Source organism: Deinococcus sp. YIM 134068 (assembly GCF_036543075.1).
GTDB classification, from domain to species: domain Bacteria; phylum Deinococcota; class Deinococci; order Deinococcales; family Deinococcaceae; genus Deinococcus; species Deinococcus lichenicola.
In genome coordinates, this window is sequence record NZ_JAZHPF010000009.1 from 109,878 (window position 1) to 128,942 (window position 19,065).

At 69.5% G+C, this 19,065-nt stretch carries 20 protein-coding genes and 1 tRNA gene; 5 read left to right on the forward strand and 16 right to left on the reverse strand.

The annotated features are described in order from the left end of the window. Positions 1-4: 4 nt before the first annotated feature. The 4 genes from V3W47_RS10855 to V3W47_RS10870 all read right to left on the reverse strand — a co-directional run bounded on the left by V3W47_RS10855 (position 5) and on the right by V3W47_RS10870 (position 3,798). Positions 5-973 (reverse strand): AAA family ATPase, encoded by a 969-nt coding sequence (locus tag V3W47_RS10855; protein WP_331825224.1) that lies wholly within the window; start codon positions 971-973, stop codon positions 5-7. 9 nt (positions 974-982) lie between these two features. Beyond that, positions 983-1,363: a VanZ family protein gene (locus V3W47_RS10860; RefSeq protein ID WP_331825225.1), complete on the reverse strand. Its 381-nt coding sequence runs from the start codon at positions 1,361-1,363 to the stop codon at positions 983-985. Next, positions 1,360-1,794 (reverse strand): VOC family protein, encoded by a 435-nt coding sequence (locus V3W47_RS10865; RefSeq protein WP_331825226.1) that lies wholly within the window; start codon positions 1,792-1,794, stop codon positions 1,360-1,362. Before V3W47_RS10865 ends, V3W47_RS10860 begins: the two co-directional genes overlap by 4 nt. 507 nt (positions 1,795-2,301) lie before the next feature. Continuing rightward, entirely contained in the window at positions 2,302-3,798 is a 1,497-nt protein-coding gene (locus V3W47_RS10870) for a sensor domain-containing diguanylate cyclase (RefSeq protein ID WP_331825227.1), read from the reverse strand. A 384-nt stretch (positions 3,799-4,182) separates the two neighbouring features. Here V3W47_RS10870 and plsY point away from each other — a divergent pair, with 384 nt between their 5' ends. From plsY to V3W47_RS10895, 5 genes are all read left to right on the forward strand, one after another. After that, entirely contained in the window at positions 4,183-4,776 is a 594-nt protein-coding gene (plsY, locus tag V3W47_RS10875; RefSeq protein WP_331825228.1) for a glycerol-3-phosphate 1-O-acyltransferase PlsY, read from the forward strand. 149 nt (positions 4,777-4,925) lie between these two features. Next, positions 4,926-5,228 (forward strand): hypothetical protein, encoded by a 303-nt coding sequence (locus V3W47_RS10880; RefSeq protein ID WP_331825229.1) that lies wholly within the window; start codon positions 4,926-4,928, stop codon positions 5,226-5,228. A gap of 42 nt (positions 5,229-5,270) precedes the next feature. Beyond that, positions 5,271-5,846, forward strand: coding sequence for a HEAT repeat domain-containing protein (locus V3W47_RS10885; RefSeq protein ID WP_331825230.1), 576 nt, complete (start codon positions 5,271-5,273; stop codon positions 5,844-5,846). 145 nt (positions 5,847-5,991) lie between these two features. Continuing rightward, positions 5,992-7,011: an aspartate-semialdehyde dehydrogenase gene (locus V3W47_RS10890; RefSeq protein WP_331825231.1), complete on the forward strand. Its 1,020-nt coding sequence runs from the start codon at positions 5,992-5,994 to the stop codon at positions 7,009-7,011. 131 nt (positions 7,012-7,142) lie between these two features. Next, positions 7,143-7,772, forward strand: a complete 630-nt coding sequence (locus V3W47_RS10895; RefSeq protein WP_331825232.1) for a rhomboid family intramembrane serine protease — start codon at positions 7,143-7,145, stop codon at positions 7,770-7,772. A gap of 15 nt (positions 7,773-7,787) precedes the next feature. On the opposite strand, the gene V3W47_RS10900 is transcribed toward V3W47_RS10895, so the two are convergent. From V3W47_RS10900 to rpmD, 12 genes are all read right to left on the reverse strand, one after another. Then, on the reverse strand, positions 7,788-8,411 hold the full coding sequence (locus tag V3W47_RS10900; protein ID WP_331825233.1) for a VOC family protein: 624 nt from the start codon (positions 8,409-8,411) through the stop codon (positions 7,788-7,790). A 22-nt stretch (positions 8,412-8,433) separates the two neighbouring features. After that, positions 8,434-9,777 (reverse strand): hypothetical protein, encoded by a 1,344-nt coding sequence (locus tag V3W47_RS10905; RefSeq protein ID WP_331825234.1) that lies wholly within the window; start codon positions 9,775-9,777, stop codon positions 8,434-8,436. A 51-nt stretch (positions 9,778-9,828) separates the two neighbouring features. Further along, complete coding sequence (locus tag V3W47_RS10910; protein WP_331825235.1) at positions 9,829-11,094, reverse strand: NAD(P)/FAD-dependent oxidoreductase; 1,266 nt, start codon at positions 11,092-11,094, stop codon at positions 9,829-9,831. A gap of 176 nt (positions 11,095-11,270) precedes the next feature. Further along, the gene (locus V3W47_RS10915; protein ID WP_331825236.1) at positions 11,271-12,503 is read right to left on the reverse strand and encodes a class I SAM-dependent RNA methyltransferase; all 1,233 of its coding nucleotides are present in this window, start codon (positions 12,501-12,503) and stop codon (positions 11,271-11,273) included. A 71-nt stretch (positions 12,504-12,574) separates the two neighbouring features. Then, positions 12,575-13,129 carry an SMI1/KNR4 family protein gene (locus V3W47_RS10920; RefSeq protein ID WP_442877220.1) on the reverse strand — a complete coding sequence of 185 codons (555 nt, stop codon included), beginning with the start codon at positions 13,127-13,129 and terminating at the stop codon, positions 12,575-12,577. A 222-nt stretch (positions 13,130-13,351) separates the two neighbouring features. Beyond that, the gene (gene speA, locus V3W47_RS10925) at positions 13,352-15,262 is read right to left on the reverse strand and encodes a biosynthetic arginine decarboxylase (RefSeq protein ID WP_331825238.1); all 1,911 of its coding nucleotides are present in this window, start codon (positions 15,260-15,262) and stop codon (positions 13,352-13,354) included. Positions 15,263-15,529: 267 nt separating this feature from the next. Then, positions 15,530-15,605, reverse strand: a tRNA-Asp gene (locus V3W47_RS10930). A 269-nt stretch (positions 15,606-15,874) separates the two neighbouring features. After that, positions 15,875-16,333 carry a DUF6624 domain-containing protein gene (locus V3W47_RS10935; RefSeq protein WP_331825239.1) on the reverse strand — a complete coding sequence of 153 codons (459 nt, stop codon included), beginning with the start codon at positions 16,331-16,333 and terminating at the stop codon, positions 15,875-15,877. 30 nt (positions 16,334-16,363) lie between these two features. After that, positions 16,364-16,957 (reverse strand): adenylate kinase, encoded by a 594-nt coding sequence (locus V3W47_RS10940; protein ID WP_331825240.1) that lies wholly within the window; start codon positions 16,955-16,957, stop codon positions 16,364-16,366. A 136-nt stretch (positions 16,958-17,093) separates the two neighbouring features. Next, the gene (secY, locus tag V3W47_RS10945) at positions 17,094-18,419 is read right to left on the reverse strand and encodes a preprotein translocase subunit SecY (RefSeq protein WP_331825241.1); all 1,326 of its coding nucleotides are present in this window, start codon (positions 18,417-18,419) and stop codon (positions 17,094-17,096) included. 1 nt (position 18,420) lies between these two features. Continuing rightward, the gene (gene rplO / locus V3W47_RS10950; protein WP_331825242.1) at positions 18,421-18,897 is read right to left on the reverse strand and encodes a 50S ribosomal protein L15; all 477 of its coding nucleotides are present in this window, start codon (positions 18,895-18,897) and stop codon (positions 18,421-18,423) included. Beyond that, positions 18,894-19,061, reverse strand: a complete 168-nt coding sequence (gene rpmD / locus V3W47_RS10955) for a 50S ribosomal protein L30 (protein ID WP_331825267.1) — start codon at positions 19,059-19,061, stop codon at positions 18,894-18,896. The genes rplO and rpmD overlap by 4 nt, the downstream gene beginning before the upstream one ends. Between the last annotated feature and the right edge of the window lie 4 nt (positions 19,062-19,065).

Below are 19,065 nucleotides of genomic sequence, written 5' to 3' on the forward strand. Positions count from 1 at the left end.
CGCCTCAAGGAATCGGCGTCTCCGCCAGCACCCGCGCCAGCACCTCCCCCACCCGCGCGCCGGGATCGCGGGTCGGCAGGCGGTGGGCGCAGAGGGCGGGAAAGACGGCCTGCACGTCCTCGGGAAGGACCATCGGGCGGCCCGCGAGGAAGGCCCAGGCGCGCGAGGCGGCGAGGAGCGCGAGCAGGGCGCGGGGGCTGAGGCCGCTCGCCAGGGCCGGGTGTTCGCGGGTCGCGCGGGCGAGGAGTTGCAGGTAGTCGAGCAGGGCGGGCGCGGCGTACACGTCGTCCACCTCGCGCTGGGCGGCGAGCAGGGCGGCGGGACCGAGGACGGCGGGCAGGTCGCGCGCCATTGCCGCCCTGCCCCCCGTCTCCAACAGGAGGCGTTCGGCGCGCGGGTCGGGGTAGCCCAGCGTCACCGTGAGGAGGAAGCGGTCGAGCTGCGCCTCCGGCAGCGGCGAGGTGCCCACGAACGCGCCCGGATTCTGGGTGGCGATCACGAAGAACGGCTCGGGCAGGGGCCGGGTCACGCCGCCCTCACTGACGGTCCGCTCCTCCATCGCCTCCAGCAGCGCGCTCTGGGTGCGGGGGGTCGCGCGGTTGATCTCGTCGGCGAGGAGGAGCTGCGAGAAGACGGGGCCGGGGTGGTACTGGAAGCCTCCCGCGCGGGCGTCCCAGATGCTCACCCCGAGGAGGTCGGCGGGCAGCAGGTCGGCGGTGAATTGCACCCGGCGGAAGTCCAGCCCCAGCGTGCGCGCGAGGGCGTGTGCCAGCGTGGTCTTGCCGACGCCCGGCTGGTCCTCGATGAGCAGGTGCCCGCGCGCCAGCAGACACGCCAGCGCCAGCCGCACGGGCCGGGGCTTGCCGAGGATCACCCGGTCGAGGCCCTCCAGCGCGGCCTGCACCGCCGCCCCACTTCCCGACGGAACATGTCCGATGTTCGGGGCCGGGACAGGGCGGGCGGCATGGGTCATGTCCCCAGGCTAACCATGCGGCTCTGACAGAACTGGGACAGGCCGGGACCGCCCGCGCACCGGGCCGGGCACGGCCACCAGCGCCCCCATCCACGCGCCCGCCACGTCGAAGAGCCAGTCGGTAACGCCCGCCTCCCGCCCCGGCACGAATGCCTGATGCACCTCGTCCACGGCCCCGAACCACGCGGCGAGAACGAGCGCCCCGCCCCGCCGCCCCGTCGCCCGCGCCACGCAGAAGCTCAGGATGAGGTACGCCGTGAAGTGCGCCGCCCAGTCGAGCGGGTGGGGCAGGGGCGGCCCCGGCGTGTCGGCCCCCGAACTCAGCCACCAGATCGCCGCCATGGCGCCCAGGGCGGGGAGCCACCACAGCGGCCTCGCGCGGCGGGTCAAGCGTGCCCCCCGCCCACATGATCCCCGCCCGGATGCTCCACGAGTTCGATCAGCGTGCCCGCCCCCCACTTCGGATGGAGAAAGGCCACCCGCGTCCCCGCGCGCCCCAGCATCGGCCCATCCGAGAGGAAGCGGGCACCCTCGCCGCGCAGCCGTTCCATCTCGGCCTCCAGGTCACCCACCCGGTAGGCCGTGTGGTGCAGGCCCGGCCCGCGCCGCGTCAGGAAGGCGGCGATGGGGCTGTCCGGGCGCGTCGGCGCGAGCAGCTCGATCAGGCTCTCCCCCACCACGAAGGCGCGCACACGCACGCCCTGCGACGTGACCTCCTCGTCGGGTCCCTCCGGCCTGAGTCCCAGCGCCGTGTAGGGGGCGCTCCCGGTCTCCAGGTCGGGCGTGGCGATAGCGACGTGATCGAGCAGCAAGGCGGTCATGCCCCGCAGGGTAGCGGGCGCGGGGCGGGGCGGGCGTCCGCCGACGGGGGGAGAGTGGGGCAGGGTCGCCAGTTGGCAGTCACCAGAAAGGATCGAAGGCTTGACGTGAGAGGCTTTCCCCCGCGTGCGCCGCATTCATGAGAGGGGCAGCGCAGATTCCTCGCCACGAACGCCCGACACGAATTGAGGATTGAGAAGACGCGTATTTGTCCTCTGGCAGAAGGACGAGCGTTGCTCGTCACCCCTCTCCCCAGCCCTCTGCTTCGCAGCTCTACGAGTCACTCGCAAGGGGAGATGAAGAAAAAAACACATCTGGGACGCTGCCCTCGCATTGCATGTCAAGCGTCTTGAGGGGGAAGTCAGGAGGGGGTGAGCGAACACGGCGTCACAAGCAGAGTGCGAAGATCAAGGCACCTTCCTCCTCACTGCACCCGTGGTCGCTCATGCTGCCTCCCGCCCGACCTCCACCAGCAGCCCCGTGAGTCTCGCCGTCCCCGTTGCCCTTCCCTACTCCTCTCTCCCCTCACGGGCGGGCAGGTGGGCGCGTTTCTGGGCGTACATGCGGCTGTCGGCGGTCCGCAGGGCGGTGGTGGCGTCGGGGGCGTCGTCGGGAACGGCGGCCACACCGACCGAGGCGCTGGCGGGGTAGCCGAGGTCCCGGACCCGCCGCTCCGCCCCGGCCACCAGCGCGACGAGGGCCTGACGGGCGGCCCGGCGGTCAGGGGGAGCGACATGGAGCAGGGTGTACTCGTCCCCGCCGGGGCGGTAGGCGCGCACGCCGTGGGTCCGGAGCGCGTCGGCGAAGGCGCGCAGCAGGTCGTCGCCGCTCGCGTGGCCGCGCTCGTCGTTCACGCGCTTCATGCCGTCGAGGTCCACCACGGCGAGGACGTAGCCCTCCCCCGCCTCCGCGTGCTGGTGCCCCGCCTCGTCCAGCGCCTCGTCGAGGGCGCGGCGGTTGCCCAGGCCGGTCAGCGGGTCGGTGAGGGCCGCGCGTTCCAGCGAGCGGACGTGGGCGGCGCGGTCCAGCGCCACGCTCACGCTCCGGGCCGCCGCCTCCAGCAGCGTGCGCTCGTCGGGCGTCCAGACGGCGGGTTCGTCGAGGCGGGCGAGGGCCAGCACGTAGGGCGAGCCATCCGACCCGCCCCGCAGGTACAGCCACGCCGCGCTCCGCAGCCCCGCCGCGATCAGGTGCGGGTAGGCGCTCCCCTCCACCGAGTAGTCGTCCAGAAAGACGTGCTCGTGCCGCGTCAGGGCGTCCCACACCCGGCTGCCCTTCAGGGACACCTGCTGGCGGGCCACCGCCCGGAACGTCTCGCCGCGCGTGGTGGTGTGGTCGTGCAGCACGTCGGGGCCGTCCGGGGTGAGGCGCACCAGCCCGGACCACTCCAGCCGCATCCGGGCGTGGAGCAGCGTCAGGGCACGCTCCGCCGTCTGCGCCGGGTCGAGGCCGTCGTGCTGCGCCGCGTGCATCAGCTCCGCGAGGTCGTGCAGGGTGGTCGCGTGGTCGCGGGCGCGGGCGAGTTCGAGGGTCGTGAGGCGCAGGTCGAGTTCGTCCGCCACGAGCCGGGCGAGCGAGCGCAGCAGCTCACGCTCCCGCCCGTCGAGGCCCCGCACCCGCGTGTCGAAGACGCACAGGGCACCCAGCGTCTGCCCGTCCGGCGTGACGAGCGGTGCCCCCGCGTACATCCGCAACCCCGCGCCGACCTCCGGGTGAGCGGCGAAGCGTGGGTCGGCCCGGAGGTCCTCGATCACGAACACCTCGTCCGGGGGGGCCGGGTGCGCGCACAGGCTCTCCCCGCACGCCACCCCCTGTGTGCCGTGGCTGGCTCCCCGGAAACGCCGCGCCCCGTCCGTCAGGGTCACGTGGGCGCTGGGCACCCCGAGCACCTGCGCGGTGAGGGTGGCGAGGCGGTCGAAGGCCTCCTCCGGGAGCGCGTCCGGGATCAAGGAGCGGCGCAGGGCGGCGAACCGTTCGGCATCCGGGGACGGGGCGGGGGCGGGCATGACGTTCACCCTAGCGGGCCGGGGCTGACCCGAGCGTGACAAAAACTCAACGTTCACTGATCTTCCCTTGAGGCATCGAGGAGACATGGCCTCCAGTCCATTCCTCCCCCCACCACCTGCGGCGCTCCCCTGGGAACGCTTGATGGGCGATAAAAAGTGAGCGTCCTCCATGTGCTTTATCTCCCTCTCCCCTTGCGGGCGACTCCGAGAGCTGCGAAGCAGAGGATCGGGGGGAGGGGTGGCGAGCCACGCTTGCCTCCTGCCAGACGGCGAGAACGCCTCAACCACCCGATCCACACTTCATCTCAGGCGTTGAGAAGGGGGATGCTCCATCCGCCTCACCTCAACCGCCCGAACCACAGTCCGCCCCGTACAATCAGGCCCGTGATCCTCACTGTCCCGCTGGCGCTGGTCCTGTCCTACCTGCTCGGCTCGCTGCCCGCCGCCGCGTGGGTGGCGCGGGCGCGCGGGGTGGACATCCGGCGGGTCGGCAGCGGCAACAGCGGCGCGACCAACGTCCTGCGCTCGCTCGGGGCCGCTCCCGCGCTCGCGGTCGCCCTCTTCGACGTGCTCAAGGGGGCCGCCGCCGTATGGCTGGGCCGCGCCCTCGGCCTCGACCCCCTCCCGGCGGTGCTGTGCGGAGTCGCCGCCGTCCTCGGCCACAACTTCAGCCCCTTTCTCGGCTGGCGCGGCGGCAAGGGCGTCGCCACCAGCTTCGGGGCGATTACCGCCGCCGCCCCCGTCCTCGGCGTGGGAATGCTCGTCATCGGCGTGGCGACCGTGGCCCTCACCCGCTTCGTCTCCGCCGGAAGCATCCTCGGGGCCGTGGCCGCCGTCCTCCTCGCCCTCGTCACTGCCCAGCCCGTGTGGCTCACCGGGATCGTCACCGGCCTCGCCGCGCTGCTGATCTGGCAGCACCGGGACAACATGCGCCGCCTCCAGGCGGGCAACGAACGGCGGCTGGGCGAGCCGAAGTAGGGCGGGACTTCTCTGGCGACGGGTCACTGGCGACGGGCGACCCTCCCGACCCATGCACGTGATCCCCGTAGGCGGGCGCGGTATCCTGAGGCCTGTCACCGCCATTGACAAGCCCGGACGGTGGTCAGCCCGTTCGGCCCGGAGCCATCATGCCCGCCAGGATTCGGATTTACGGCAAGGAGGCCACCTTCGCGCGGGGGCAGTGGACCTGCGAGGACGACGCCCTCCAGGCCATGCTCGAGGCCCTCGCCGACCCGCGCGCCCTCACCGCCGAGCAGGAACACGCCCACGCGCTGTATGCCGCCGGACGCTTCGGCGGATTGATCGCCACCGACGCCGGGGACTGGACCCCCGCCCCCCACCCCGAGGCCGAGATCAAGCTGGAGGACTTCGCCCCCGCGCGTCAGCCCGAGCGCGCGGGGTGGCTGTCTTTTTTGCGGAAGAAGAGATGAGGGCGTCTCGCCACCTCCATTTCACCCACGCGCACTCAGTTCATGCTTGACGAGAAGACCAAAGCCAGAATCATTGAGCATTTGAGCTTCGAGCCTCAACTAGAGCCAGACATGGAGCCGTGGCAGAACGATGTAGAAAATGATATCGAGTGGCTAGCCTTTGACTTTATCAACACACTTGACAGTCCAGAAGTCTACTCATTCCTTCAACATCTTGTGTTCAAAGGTGGAGGTAATGGAGGCTCTAATCCACTTTTGCGCTCACGAGCCTTCCGCGCCATCTTGAATCTCAAGGACCGCGACCCGATCATCTTTCTAGAAGAGCTGCTTTTGCAGCCTGAATCCGGCTGGCGATGGGCTGCTTGCCGTAATCTAGCCGAGCATCCTGGTTCCCACGCTATTCTACTCCTCGCTCATACCCTCGTTCATGACAAAGACGCCGACGTGAGGTTTATTGCTGCTGAAAGTCTGGGAATCGTCGGGGATGAAAGCGGCCTGCCCGCACTCCAGCACGCTGAGCAACATGACTCCGGCTGCGACTACGAGGGCTTTCCTATAGCTGAGGCCGCACGCGCGGCCATCCGAGCCATAGAAGAGCGGACCCAACGACCTCCCTAGCCCGCCCCCTTGACCCCTGCCCCCGCGCCCTATACCGTGCCCCCATGCACCGCCACACGACCACCATTCCGTGAGGGCGGCCCGCACCAAGCAGCCGCCCGCGAACGCCGCGTGGCGGAGTTTTTCTTTTAAGGAGGCAACGAGGATGCGCGTAGCGATTGTAGGGGCGACGGGGGCGGTCGGGCACGAACTCCTGCGGGTGCTGGAGAGCAGCACCTTGAAGATGGACGAGCTGCAACTCTACGCCAGCCCGCGCTCGGCGGGGACGAAACTGCCCTTTGGCGGCGGTGAACTGACGGTGCGCGCCACGCCCGAGGGGGCCATCGACGCCGACGTGATTCTGGCCTCGGCGGGCGGGTCCATCAGCAAGGCCCTCGCCCCGGCGTGGGTGGCGGGCGGCGCGGTGGTGATCGACAACTCCAGCGCCTTCCGCCTCGACCCGGACGTGCCCCTCGTCGTGCCCGAGGTGAACGGGGAGGCGGCGCTGGGGCACAGGGGCATCATCGCCAACCCGAACTGCACAACCGCAATCGCCGTCGTCGCGGTCGCCCCGCTGCACCGGGCCTTCGGGGTGAGGCGGATGATCGTCTCCACCTACCAGGCGACGAGCGGCGCGGGCCAGAAGGGCATGGACGAACTCCTCGCGCAGACGCACCGGGTCCTGCACGGGCAGGAGGCGAGCGCCGACGTATTCGCGCACCCCATCCCCTTCAACGTCATCCCGCACATCGACGCCTTCGGGGACAACGGCTTTACGAAGGAGGAGATGAAGGTCGTCTGGGAGACGCGCAAGATCATCGGCGACGACTCGTTGAGGATCAGTTGCACGGCGGTCCGCATCCCCACCCTGCGGACGCACAGCGAGGCGATCACGCTGGAGCTGGAACGCCCCGCCACGCCCGAGCAGGCGCGCGAGGTGCTGCGGGCGGCGGCGGGCGTGGAGGTCCGCGACGACCCGGCTTCCAAGCTCTACCCCATGCCCCTCACGGCCAGCGGCAAGTACGACGTGGAGGTGGGGCGCATCCGCTCCTCGCTCGTGTTCGACGGCGGGCTGGACCTCTTCGTGGCGGGCGACCAGCTTCTCAAGGGCGCGGCCCTGAACGCCGTGCAGATCGCGGAGTATTTGCAGGAGCAGGGGGCGCTGAGGGGGCGGGTGGCGGGGTAGCCGGGAGCGGTCAGCCGTCAGCTCTCAGCGATCAGCAAGACGGGGCGATGAGCAGAAGCGGGCGGGGAGGCCAGAGCAGGAAGCCTTCCCGCCTCGCTTTGGCCCTCATCCGTTTGGGTCAAACTGAACCTGTGCGCCCTCCTCCCCCCGGCCCGGTTCGCCTCCGCCGTCGGCCCCAGCCCGTTCTCGCCGCGCTGCTGACGGCGCTGCTCGTGGGCGGGGTGTGGGTGCAGGAGACCCTCGACCAGTTCGTGTTCGGTGGGGCGCTCGATCAGTACGGCATCCTTCCGCGTGACCTGTCCAGCGTGGAGAACATTCTGACCGCGCCCTTCCTGCACGGCGGCTTCGGGCACCTGCTGGCGAACACCGCGCCGCTGGCGGTCCTCGCCTTCATGAGCGCGGTGCGGAGCGTGTGGCGTTTTCTGGTGGCGACCCTCCTGATCGTGGTCGTCGGCGGGGGACTGGTGTGGCTGTTCGGGCGCGGGGGCAGCCTGCATCTCGGGGCCTCGGAACTCGTGTTCGGCTACCTCGCCTACCTCATCGGGGTGGGATGGTGGGAGCGGACACCCGCCGCCGTCGTCATCGCCCTCGTCGCCGTGTTCCTGTACGGCGGGGCGATCTGGGGCGTGCTGCCGACGAACCCCCTGATCTCGTGGGAGGCGCACCTGTTCGGCTTCGTGGCGGGACTCCTGGCGGCGGCGCTGCTCCACCGGAAGCGACCGGCGCGGGTGAGTCAGGAGGGGACGTATTCCCAACGCTGACCCGTCCCCTCACCCTCACAGCGTCATCGGCCCCTCCGGCGTCTCCAGCATGGCCTGAAGCTCGGGCTGCGGGGCCTCGTAGACCTCCACGTCCCCCACGAGGTCCAGCGCATTCAACGTGTCGCGCAGGCCGTCCGGATCGGGCGTGCCGAGGCGCAGGGTCAGGAGGCGCACCCCCGCGTCGGGCAGGCGGGTTGGCGGGGGCGGCGTGTGCCACACGATCAGGCTGGGGCGCACGCCACCGCCGGGGAGAGAACCGGTTTCTGGCACCGTCAGGGTCCAGTGGTTCTCGCCGCGTGAGAGGTCCAGCGCCTCACCGAAGGGGGCGAGGTTCAGCCCCTCCAGCCCGTCCACCCGCGCGACCCAGTGGAGGAGGAGGGGACCGTCCTCCAGCCGCTCACGCACCTCCGGCGTATCGAGGCCGAACCAGCGCGGGCGCGTCGGCGCGGGGGCCTGCGGGTTGACGGCGATGACCTCCAGGTAGGCCATAGGGCCGAGCGACAGCAGGACGTTGTGGGTGCCGAACCGCTCATGCTCACCACCGGGCTGAGTGGGCACATTCAGGCGGCCTTCGAGCCACGCGCGGCCCTCCCCCAATGTGCGCGCGGCGACGACGAGATGATCGAGGCGAGCAGTCATGGGGGGAGGATAGGCCAACGGGTCAGGGACGGCGCAGTTCGCCCGTGTAGTCGTGTTGCCCTTCCTCCAGGTTGAGCGTGACGTGGTAGGCGGGCGGCTGCGGACTCGCGCCAGCGTCGCCCGTGTCACCGAACACCGTGACCGAGCTGGAGAGGGTGCCGACCTCCTCCGAACCATCAACCAGCGTCAAGTCAGAGGCCAGGGTGGGATACGCTATGGACCACTGCGCGAACAGGACTCCCCCACCCGTCAGGGTTCCCGCCACCCGGAGGGACTGCCCATCCACCGTTGCCGTGCCCGTCACGTCGGCGGTGTGGTCGTCCCGGCGCGTCGTCTCCACGTCGAGGGTCAGGCGGCGGCCCTCCAGCGCCAGCGCCCAGCGGGGGGAGACCCAGGGCTGGAAGCCGATCTCGTACCGGGCGATATCCGGGCGGTGGCTGTTCAGGAACACGCCGTCGGACGTGAGGCGGGACCCATACGAGTCGGCCACGGGTAGGTTTTGACGGGTCCCCACCGTCCCAGTTGAGAGGTCCAGCACACCCGCCTCCCCATCCTGGGCCGACCCCCCATTGGTCAGGAAGGCCACCCCCTCCCCCACCCGCCGCAGGTCCTGAACCGGAAGGCAATTCCCGGAGACGGTGAACGCCCGGACCAGCGTGCCGTCCGCCTCGCGCAGTTCGACCACGCCATCGCTGAAGCCCAGCAGCACCCGCCCGCTCGGGGCGCTCTCGATGCTGACGGGTTGGAGGCCCTGCGTGACCCGGCAGGGATTGCCGTGGGCGCTCGTGCCGCCCGCGCTCTGGCCGTCGCTCGCCCGCACGGCGCGGCCCCCGATGAGCCACCAGTTCGTGTCGCCCGACGTATCGGAGAGGTACGTGGCAGGCGGGACGGTCGGCAGAGGCTCGCCCGTCCGTGTGGAGGACCGCCGCAGAGGACTGCTGGACCAGCCAATGACGATCTCGCCGTCCAGGCTGAGGCTATTTCCCGCGACGGTGTGGGTCTCGCGGACCTCCAGCGTCACGGGGTCGTGAAGGGTGAGCCGACCGTCGCCCAACACGACCAGCACGCCGTCGCCCCGGTAGGCGAGCGCATAGGCCTCCGACAGCGGCAGAGAGGCGAGGCGGGCACCGCTGGCGAGGTCGAGGACGAGCAGCCGCCTCCGCTCCCAGTTCGAGCCGTCGAGGAGGTAGACCCGTCCCCCGCCCACCGCGAGGTCGCTCACGGAGACCGACTCCACCAACTCGCCCACCCAACTCCCCCGAAGCACCCGGTCGTCCTGCGAGACGCTGACGGTCGGCGGGGGTGTACCGGGACACGCGGTCAGCAGCAGGCTCAGGCCGAGGAAGGCGGGCAGGAGGCGTCGCACCCCCTCAGCCTGATGGAACGTTCATTTCTCGGGGTGCAAACTTGCCGACCCTCACGCCCCGCGCGGACGGCTCATGCCCGCGAGGTCCCCCAGCACGATGGCGGCGGCCCGCTCCCCGCTCTCCATCGCGCCCTGGATGCTGCTCGCGGACGTGACCTCGGAGGCGAGATACACACCGGGGAGGCGGGTGGCGTGCCCGGCGAGAGTGGCGGCGTAACCGGGCGGCTGCGGGTACTGCGCGTGCCGGATGCGCTCGACGTGCAGGGTGTGGAGGTGCCGGACGCCCTCGCCGTACCAGCGCCCCAGCTCACCGCGCACGCGGGCGTCGAGCGCGTCGTCGTCCAGCTCAGGCAGGCCGAGGACGGACACGGCGAGGAGATGTTGACCCTCGGGTGCCCGCTCGGGGATGGCGTTGCTGAGCCACTGCGCGTTGTTGATCAGGCCGCCCTCAGCATTCAGCAGGAGGCGGGGCTGGGTGTCCAGCACGGTGGCCGAGGCGTAATAGAGGTACGTGCTGCCCAGGCTGCCGCGCGTCAATCTCTCCCCCGTGAGGGCCTGCGCCGCGTCCGGGTCGGTGGCGACGATGGCCTGCCGGGCGTCGATCTCCCCGGCGGAGGTGATGGCGACGAGGTGGCCCCCCTCCTGCGGCACGAGCCGGGTGACGCGCACGCCCGTCGTCACGTCCACGTCCCGCGCGAGTTGGGCGGGCAGGGCACCGATACCCGACCGGGGCAGGGCCGCGCCGCCTTCCATGAGCATGCGGAAGTAGTAGCGAAACAGCCGCGCGCTCGTCTGGAGGTCGCGCCGCAGGAAGATGCCCCCGAAGAAGGGCCGGAAGAAGCGGTCCAGCGCCGCCTCGCTGAAGCCCTGCCGCCGCAGGTAGCTCTCGGTGGTCTCGTCCGGGCCGTTCAGGAGCGTGTGGGGCGGGGGCACGCGCAGGCGGGAGGCGAGGCGCACGACGCGCAGCTTGTCTCCGAGGGGCAGCACACGGGTGGTCAGGGTGCTCGGCAGCCCGCCGGGGTCGCGGATGGGGTCGCCCAGCACGTCGGCCCGCGCGCCCCGGCGCACCACGGCGGCGGGTGGAATGGGCACGAGGTCGAGCGCCGCGAGGTCGAGATGCCGCTTCACCGCCGGGTAGGAGGGGAAGAGCACCTGATACCCCGCCTCCAGCGTGAAGCCGTCCACGACCCGCGAATGCACGCGCCCGCCCACATGGTCCGCCGCCTCCACCACGCGCACCCGCTGCCCGGCCTGCGTCAGCACCCGCGCCGCCGTCAGACCCGCCAGCCCGCCACCCACCACCAGAACGTCCAGCATGGGGTGAGGGTAGCAGGGGGAGGGGTGGCTCAGGGGAGAGGGGACAGGGGTTAGGCGTTAGGGGATTGGGCGGCTATGGCTTGGGCTTTTCAACTCCTCCCCCTTGAGGGGGGAGGCTGGGAGGGGGTGAAACGGGCCTGGCATCCAGCAACCGTGCCCCCAACTCCCCCTCATGCCTACCGCTCCAGCACGCTCACCACTTCCACGTGGCTCGTCTGCGGGTAGAAGTCGTGCGGCGTAACGGAACCGAGTTTCCAGCCGCGCCGGGTGAGGTCGCCCACGTCACGCGCCCAGGTCGCCGGATCGCAGCTCACGTACACGAGGCGGTCGGCGGTGCTGGCGTGGATGTGGTCGCGGGCCTCGGCCTCCAGTCCGGCACGGGGCGGGTCCACCACGATCACGTCGGTGCCGAGTTCGGAGAAGCGGGCCGCATCGCCCGAGCGGTAGGTCACGTTGCGCTCGCCGCTGACGGCCACGTCCTGCCGCCCGCGTGACAGGGCCTCCGGGGAGGAGTCCAGCACCGTCACCCGCGTGAAGTTGGGAGAAAGGTGCCGCCCGATGGCCCCGGCCCCGCCGTACAGGTCCACCGCGTGCGTGCCCTTCCCCGCCAGTTCCGCCGCACGCAGGTAGGCCAGCCCCGCCGCCTCCGGATTCACCTGCGCGAAGCCCGTCGCGGACACGCTGACCTGCACCCGCCCGAACTCCTCCCGAATCTCGCCCTCGCCCGCGATGAGGCGCACCCCCGCCCCGAAGCGCCGCCCCGACGGCTGGGCGAGGCTCACGCCGACCACTCCGGCGTCCATCAGGTGATCGGAGGCCCGCAGAAAGACTTTCGGCTCCCCCGGTCCGATCAGCGCGGCGACGACCTCCCCCGTCAGGCGGCTCGCGCGGAAGGCCACCTCGGTCGCCGGATCGAGGCGTTCGGGGTCGAGGCGGTCCATCACCGTCTGAATGGCCTCCATCACGAGGGGGTCCTGGCCCACAGCCTGTGGCTCCTTGCCCCGGCGCTCGCGGTAGGCGAGGCCCTGCGGCGTCACGAGGTACTGGGCCGTATTGCGGTAGTGCCACTCGCGCGGGCTGGGCACCGTCCCCGCGACGGGATGGCGCAGCTTGGCGATGCGGCTCAGGGCCTCCTCCACGAGGGCGCGTTTGAAGCGCAGTTGCGCTGGGTAGCTCGCGTGGGCGAGGTCCACGGTGGGGAGGTCGGGGGCCTCCACCCGGTCGGGACTTGCCTCCAGCACCTCGCGCGTCACGCCCTGGCGCACGCCCCGGCCCGCGCGCACGGCGGCCAGCACCCGCTCGCCCGGCAGCGCCCCGCGCACGAGCACCACGCCGGACTCGTCCCGCGAGAGACCCAACCCCCCGGCGACGAGTTTTTCGATGTCCAGCGTGAGAAGGGGGTCAGGCATGGGGCACAGGGTAGCGCGGGGAGGAGGGGGCAGAGGGGGCTAGGGAACTTTGCGCTACTCGATAGGAGAACTTACTTCTCCTCTGAATTCAACTTGCCCAGAGATTTGCGAAAAAGCTCTCCAGAGGACGACAAAGATTCTCCTGCCTCAACAAAACGCTCGGGTTGGTCGAGAGGCCGCTCTTCGCTCACACGCGCAGGATGAGTTTCGCGTAGGTATCCCTCTCCCACCTCCAGAAAGTGCCCTCCTGTTCCGTGCTGGTCGTGATGCAGTTTCTCCATCAATTGAAGTTCCTGGTCGAGCAGTTCAGCGAAGGATTGGGCATGACCTCCCGGTTCCGTCTCCCCTTCGCTCAACCACCACGCGGGCGTGTCAAACCCACCTTCTGCCACGGTGTATTGCAAGCTGTAGCCCTGATGCGTCAGCAGCACATGGGCGCGAGGCGGCAACACGAAGCCAGGTGACTCATTCAAAATCTCCCGGACCACCTCGTCCGTCTCCTCGGGGCGGTCGAGGTCAAGCAGGTCGCTGCCACGAAACAACTCTCCCGACTTGCGGCCCATCCGCAGGAGAAACGTTCGGTAGACCTCCGGCAAACGCCCTCCTGCGCGCTCCTCCGCTCCCACACCGCAGCCTCGGAAAAGCCCTCGAAGGTCCAGAGTTGCTCCATATAGCGAGATGCATTGGCGCGCGTCGTATTTTCGAAACGAAGGGGAGGGTTGGCTGCCATTCGCAGTAGGCGCAACTGAACCTCGTCAATTACGGCATTTGCATCCGTCATTTCATCATGATGACAGGCGAAGGGGCGGCCCCACCCTCTCAAGCCGCCCCTCTCCCCCGCCCCGCGCTCAGCCCTCCTCGTACTCCAGATAGGTGTAGCCCAGCAGTTCCTCGCCGTAGTCCTCCAGCAGTTCGTTCTCCTGCTCGGGGGTCAGGGTGCCCAGCTTGAGGGCGGCGTCGGTCTGGTCCTCAATGGAGTCGCGGAGCATCACTTCCTCATAGCCCATGCTCTCGATCATGCGCCGGGCCTTCTGGCCGCGCACGAAGAGGTCGAGGTGGTATTTCCCGCCGGGACGGACGGTGACGTGCGCCTCGCTCACCTTGCCGAAGAGGTTGTGCGCGCTGCCGAGCACGTCCTGATACGCGCCCATCAGGAAGACGCCGAGGTAGTAGGGTCGCCCGCCCGGCTCGTGCAGGGGCAGGGTAGCCTTCACGTCGCGCAGGTCGATGAACTTCTCGATCTTGCCGTCGCTGTCGCAGGTGATGTCCACGATGGTGCCCTGACGGGTGGGCTTCTCGTTCAGGCGGTCCACCGGCACGATGGGAAAGAGCGCCTGGATCGCCCAGTTGTCGGGCAGGCTCTGGAACAGCGAGAAGTTGCAGATGTACTTGTCGGCCAGGACTTTTTGCAGGTCCTCCAGCTCGTCGGGGACGTACTTCTCCCCCTGAATCAGCTTGGCGATCTTGCGGAGGATCGCGTTGAACAACGCCTCGCCGCGCGCTCGGTCGTCGAGCGTGACGTAGCCGAGGTCGAAGAGGTTGTGCAGCGTCCCCTTGTCGCCCACCGCGTCGTTGTACATCTCGCGGTAGTTGCGGGCGCTGAGGTTGACGAGGATTTCTTCGAGGTCCTTGACGATCTGGTGGCTGTCCTCGTTCGGCGCGGCCAGTTCCTCCAGGTCGCGGGTCGGCCCCGTCACGTCCACCACGGGCATGATCAGGACGGCGTGGTGGGCCGTCAGCGCCCGGCCCGACTCGGAGATGATGGTCGGCTCGGGCACGCCGCGCGCCTTGCAGGTCTCCTGCACCGTGTACACCACGTCGGCGGCGTACTCGCCCACGGTGTAGTTCATGGAGGCGTAGAAGGTGGTCTTGGAGCCGTCGTAGTCCACGCCGAGGCCGCCGCCCACGTTGAGGTACTTGAGCTGCGCCCCGGCGGCGATGAGACCCGCGTAGGTCTGGGTGGCCTCACGCACGGCGATCTTGACCCGGCGGATGTCGGTGATCTGCGATCCGATGTGGGTGTGGAGCATCACGAGCGAGTCGAGCATGTCCGCCTCGCGCAACCGCTCGACCACCCGCAGGAGTTCGTAGGCGTTCAGCCCGAACTTCGCCTGATCGCCGCCGGATTCCTCCCACTGGCCCGAGCCGCGTGCGTGGAGCTTGAAGCGCACGCCGATGGCGGGCTTAACGCCGAGCGCGCGGGCCTGCTTGAGCACGCGGTCCAACTCGCTGTACTTCTCCAGCGTGATGACCACGTTCTTGCCCAGGCTGCGGCCCCACAGGGCGAGCTTGATGAAGCCGTCGTCCTTGAAGCCGTTGCAGCACAGCAGGGCGTCGGGGTGCATCCGCTGGGCGAGGCACAGGGCGAGTTCGGCCTTGCTGCCCGCCTCCAGCCCGTGCGCGTAGTCGTACCCGGCGGCGGCGACCGTCTCCACGACGAGGCGGCGCTGGTTGACCTTGATGGGAAACACGCCCTGGTAGTGCCCCGTGTACCCGTACTCGGCGATGGCCTTGCCGAAGGCGTCGTTGAGGTGCTTGACGCGTCCGGCGAGGACCTGGGGAAAGCGCAGGATCACGGGCAGGCTCTCGCCACGCTCCACGATCTCGTCGATGATCGCCCGGAGCGGCGCGTGGAGGCCGGGCGCGGGCGTAACCTCCAGTTGGCCCTTGTCCGAGACGCGAAACCAGCCGCCGCTCCAGTTGGGCACCTGGTACAGTTCGGCGGCGTCAGCGGTAGAAAAGGAAGGTGAAGTCGTCAATTGGGGCGTCCTCCGGGGTAGGGTAGGCTCGCCGTGCGCGGGGTTCGGAGGACGGGGCAAAGAGCCGCGCTTCACGGACGCCGTGCGAAACCGGGGGGCATGATAGGGCAAGGCCGGGCGCGGGGTAAGGGCGTGGATGGCAATTGGGGAGGAGCCACCAGCTTCCAGCGGCCAGCCGCCAGCAAGGGCGCTATGGCTGGAAGCTGGCGGCTGGTCGCCCTGCAAACGAAGAGGAGCGAGGCATCCACACCTCGCTCCCCCCTCCTCTGGCGGTCCGGACGGGATTTGAACCCGCGACCTTCTGCGTGACAGGCAGATATGCTAACCGCTACACTACCGGACCAGTACTACCAGACCAACACTGGCCGAGGCCAGCGGAAAGAAGAGTACGGGGCGGCGGGCGGGTTGTCAAGCCGGGGCGGAGTGTGCGTGCGCGGCGTGCATAGGGTGGAACGTGCCGAGAGGGTAAACAAGCCGGAAAAGCACGTTATAGAGGAGGGAATTTCCGTCGCACCCACCTCACCCCGCATGAGTTTGACTTCCGGCGTATAACGGGGTATCTTGTTTTTATCATCGCCCGATGGGGCGGATTTTTTATTGCCCGCGCCCGAGTCAGTGTTCGAGGTGCCGAAGATATAAGCTGAGCGGTTCCAACCCCACGGCGGCCCGTCGTTCGTCCACGTCACCCGGCTCCAGGGGAAAGGGCGTGCCGTCCGGCTGGACCTGTGTTCCATACCGCTGCCCCCTCCCCTCACGGATGCAGATGCGGTCGTGCAGGAAAGTGGTGTGTGCCGGGGACACCTCGCCGGGCGGCAGGGCACACAGCAGGGCCAGCACCTCCCTCTGCCCGCTCAGGTCCGGGGAGTGCCGGGCAAGGAGCCATGCGGCGGTCGCCCCCTGCTCACCGACCAGGGAGCGGGTGGGCCAGCCGTGGGCGGCCACCACTTCCCGCAGGAAGACCGTGGACGCCGAATCGAAGGCAAGCCAGGCGTCGGCATCCACAGGGCCGGAGCGGAGCCGCCGATCCTCCTCCATCCACGTGAGCAGTCGAGCGCGCAGCTCCTCGTTCATCCTCCCACACCCCTCCCCGGCGGCCCCGGCTCAGGGCATCGTCGCCATGATGCGGCGGTACACCTCGTCCATGCTGCCCACGCCGTCCACCGGGCGCAGGTGGCCGCGTGCCCCGTAGTGGTCGATGAGGGGCTGGGTCTGCTCGCGGTAGACCTGCTGGCGCTTGCGGGCGACCTCCTCGGTGTCGTCGCTGCGGGCCGCCTCGCCGCGCGCCGCCGCCTGCCGCCCACGGTCCACGATGCGCTCGATCAGCGTCTCGTCGGGCACGTCGAGCAGGGGCACAGCGCTCACGGGGGCACCCAGTTCCTCCAGCAGCATGTCGAGCGCCTCGGCCTGCGCGGTCGTGCGGGGAAAGCCGTCGAAGATGACGCGCACGGGTTCCATCCCGGCGAGGCGGTCGCGGATCAGGGCGATCAGGATGGCGTCGGGGACGAGTTGTCCAGCGTCGAGCATGGGCTGAACCATCCTGCCGAGTTCGGTGCCGCGCGCGATGTGGTCGCGCAGAATGTCGCCCGTGCTGATCTTGGTCAGTCCCTGCTCGCGGGCGAGACGTTCGGCCTGGGTTCCTTTCCCCGCGCCGGGCGGGCCGAGAAAGATCACGACCTTGTTCTTCGGTTGAATCACTGCTGCCTCCTCTGGGTGTACAGCATAGGGCGAAAGGGTGAAATGCGGCACGTTCCTGCCCAGCCCTGTCCTTCTCTCCAGCAAGGCCACGAAAAACCGCCCACCGTGGGGGTGAGCGGCAGAATTCGGAGGACGTTCAGTTGTTCAGGCGACCGCGAATGCGGCCCTTGCTGATGAAACCGTCGTAGCGCCGGACGGTGAGCTGCGCCTCCAGTTGCTTGAGCGTTTCGAGCGCCACACCCACGATGATGAGCAGGCCCGTGCCGCTGAACTGGAAGGTCGAGATGCCCGTCGCCCGCTGCACGAGCTGCGGCACCACCGTCAGGACGACGAGGAAGACCGCGCCCCACAGGCTCAGGCGGCTGCTGATGCCGCCCAGGAACTCGGCGGTGGGCGCGCCGGGCCGCACGCCGGGGATGAAACCGCCCGCCTCACGCAGTTGCTCGCTGATGCGCCGGGGGTCGAATTGCACGCTGTTGTACAGGTACGTGAACCCGAAGATCAGCAGGGCCTCCAGCGCGATGTACCACGGGCTGCCCACGGTCAGGTACGTCTGGATGAAGGCGTTCACCGCCGGGGCGCGGGTCGTCGTCGCGCTGCCGATCAGGTTGGGGATGATCAGCATCGCCGAGGCGAAGATTACCGGGATCACGCCCGCCTGGTTCACCTTGATGGGCAGCCAGGTAGCCTGCCCGCCGAGGTTCCGCGCCGCGCCCCCCGGTGCCCCGCCGCGTGCCCGCGCGTAGGTCACGGGCACCCGGCGCTCGCCCTGGTAGACGTACACGATGCCCGCGATGGTCACGAGGATGACGGCGGCGAAGGCGACGATCTGGAGCAGAGACACCTGATCGGTGCGGAACAGCTCCCCGGTCGCGGCGATCTCGCGCGGGTAGTTGGCGATGATGCCCGCCGTGATGATCAGGCTGATGCCGTTGCCGACGCCCACCTCGGTCATCCGCTCGCCGATCCACAGGGTGAAGGCAATGCCCGCCACCTGCGTCAGCACCATCACGAGGACGGTGAAGACGCCGGGGTCCCAGCCCACTGCCACGAACGCCGGGTTGCTGGTGATGTACAGCGAGAAGAACAGCGCCTGGATGGTCCCCAGCCCCACCGCCGCGTAGCGGGTGTACTGGTTGATGCGCTTGCGGCCCTCCTCGCCCTCCTTGCTGAGCTTTTCCAGCGCGGGGACGGTAGTGGTCAGGAGCTGGATGACGATGCTCGCCGTGATGTACGGCAGCACGCCGAGGGCGAAGATCGAGAATTGCGAGAGATTGCCGCCCGAGATCAGGCTGATCAACCCGAAAAGGCCACCCTGGGTGGCCTCTTCGAGCGCGTCCGTGTTCACGCCCGGCGTCGGGATGGTGCTCCCGAGTCGGTACACGGCGAGCAGCAGCAGGGTGAAGACAATCTTCCGGCGCAACTCCGGGATGCGGAACGCGTCGCGGAAGGCGCGCAGCATGCTAGCCCGCCTGCTCGGCGTTCTCGCTGCCCGCGCTCTGCCCGCTGTCCGGCAGGACGACGCGCCCACCCGCCGCCTGCACGGCCCGGACGGCGGCCTCGCTGGCGGCGTCCACGTGCACCGTCAGGGCGCGGGTCACTTCCCCACGGGCGAGGAGCTTGAGGGGCCGGTTCTTGCGGCGCACCAATCCCGCCCCCTCCAACGCCGTGCGGTCGAAGGTGTCACCCTCCAGGGCCGCGAGCTGCGAGAGGTTGACGACCTCGTAGGTCGTGCCGACGTTGTTGAAGCCGCGCTTGGGTAGGCGGCTGATCAGCGTGCTGCGGCCACCCTCGAAGAACTGGCCCTTGCCGGCACCGCTGCGGGCCTTCTGGCCCTTGTGCCCGCGTCCGGCGGTCTTGTCGGTGCCGCCGGGGCCACGGCCCACACGCTTGCGGTTCTTGCGGCTGCCGGGCGCGGGGGTCAGGTCGTTGAGTTTCATTCCTGCACCTCCAACAGGTGCGCGACGGTCCTGATCATGCCGCGCGTGGCGGGGGTGGCCGTCAGCTCACGGCTGTCGCCGATGCGGCGCAGGCCAAGAGCCTTCACGGTCTCCACCTGGTTCTTCGGACGCCCGATCACGCTGCGCCGCAGAGTCACCTTGATGGTC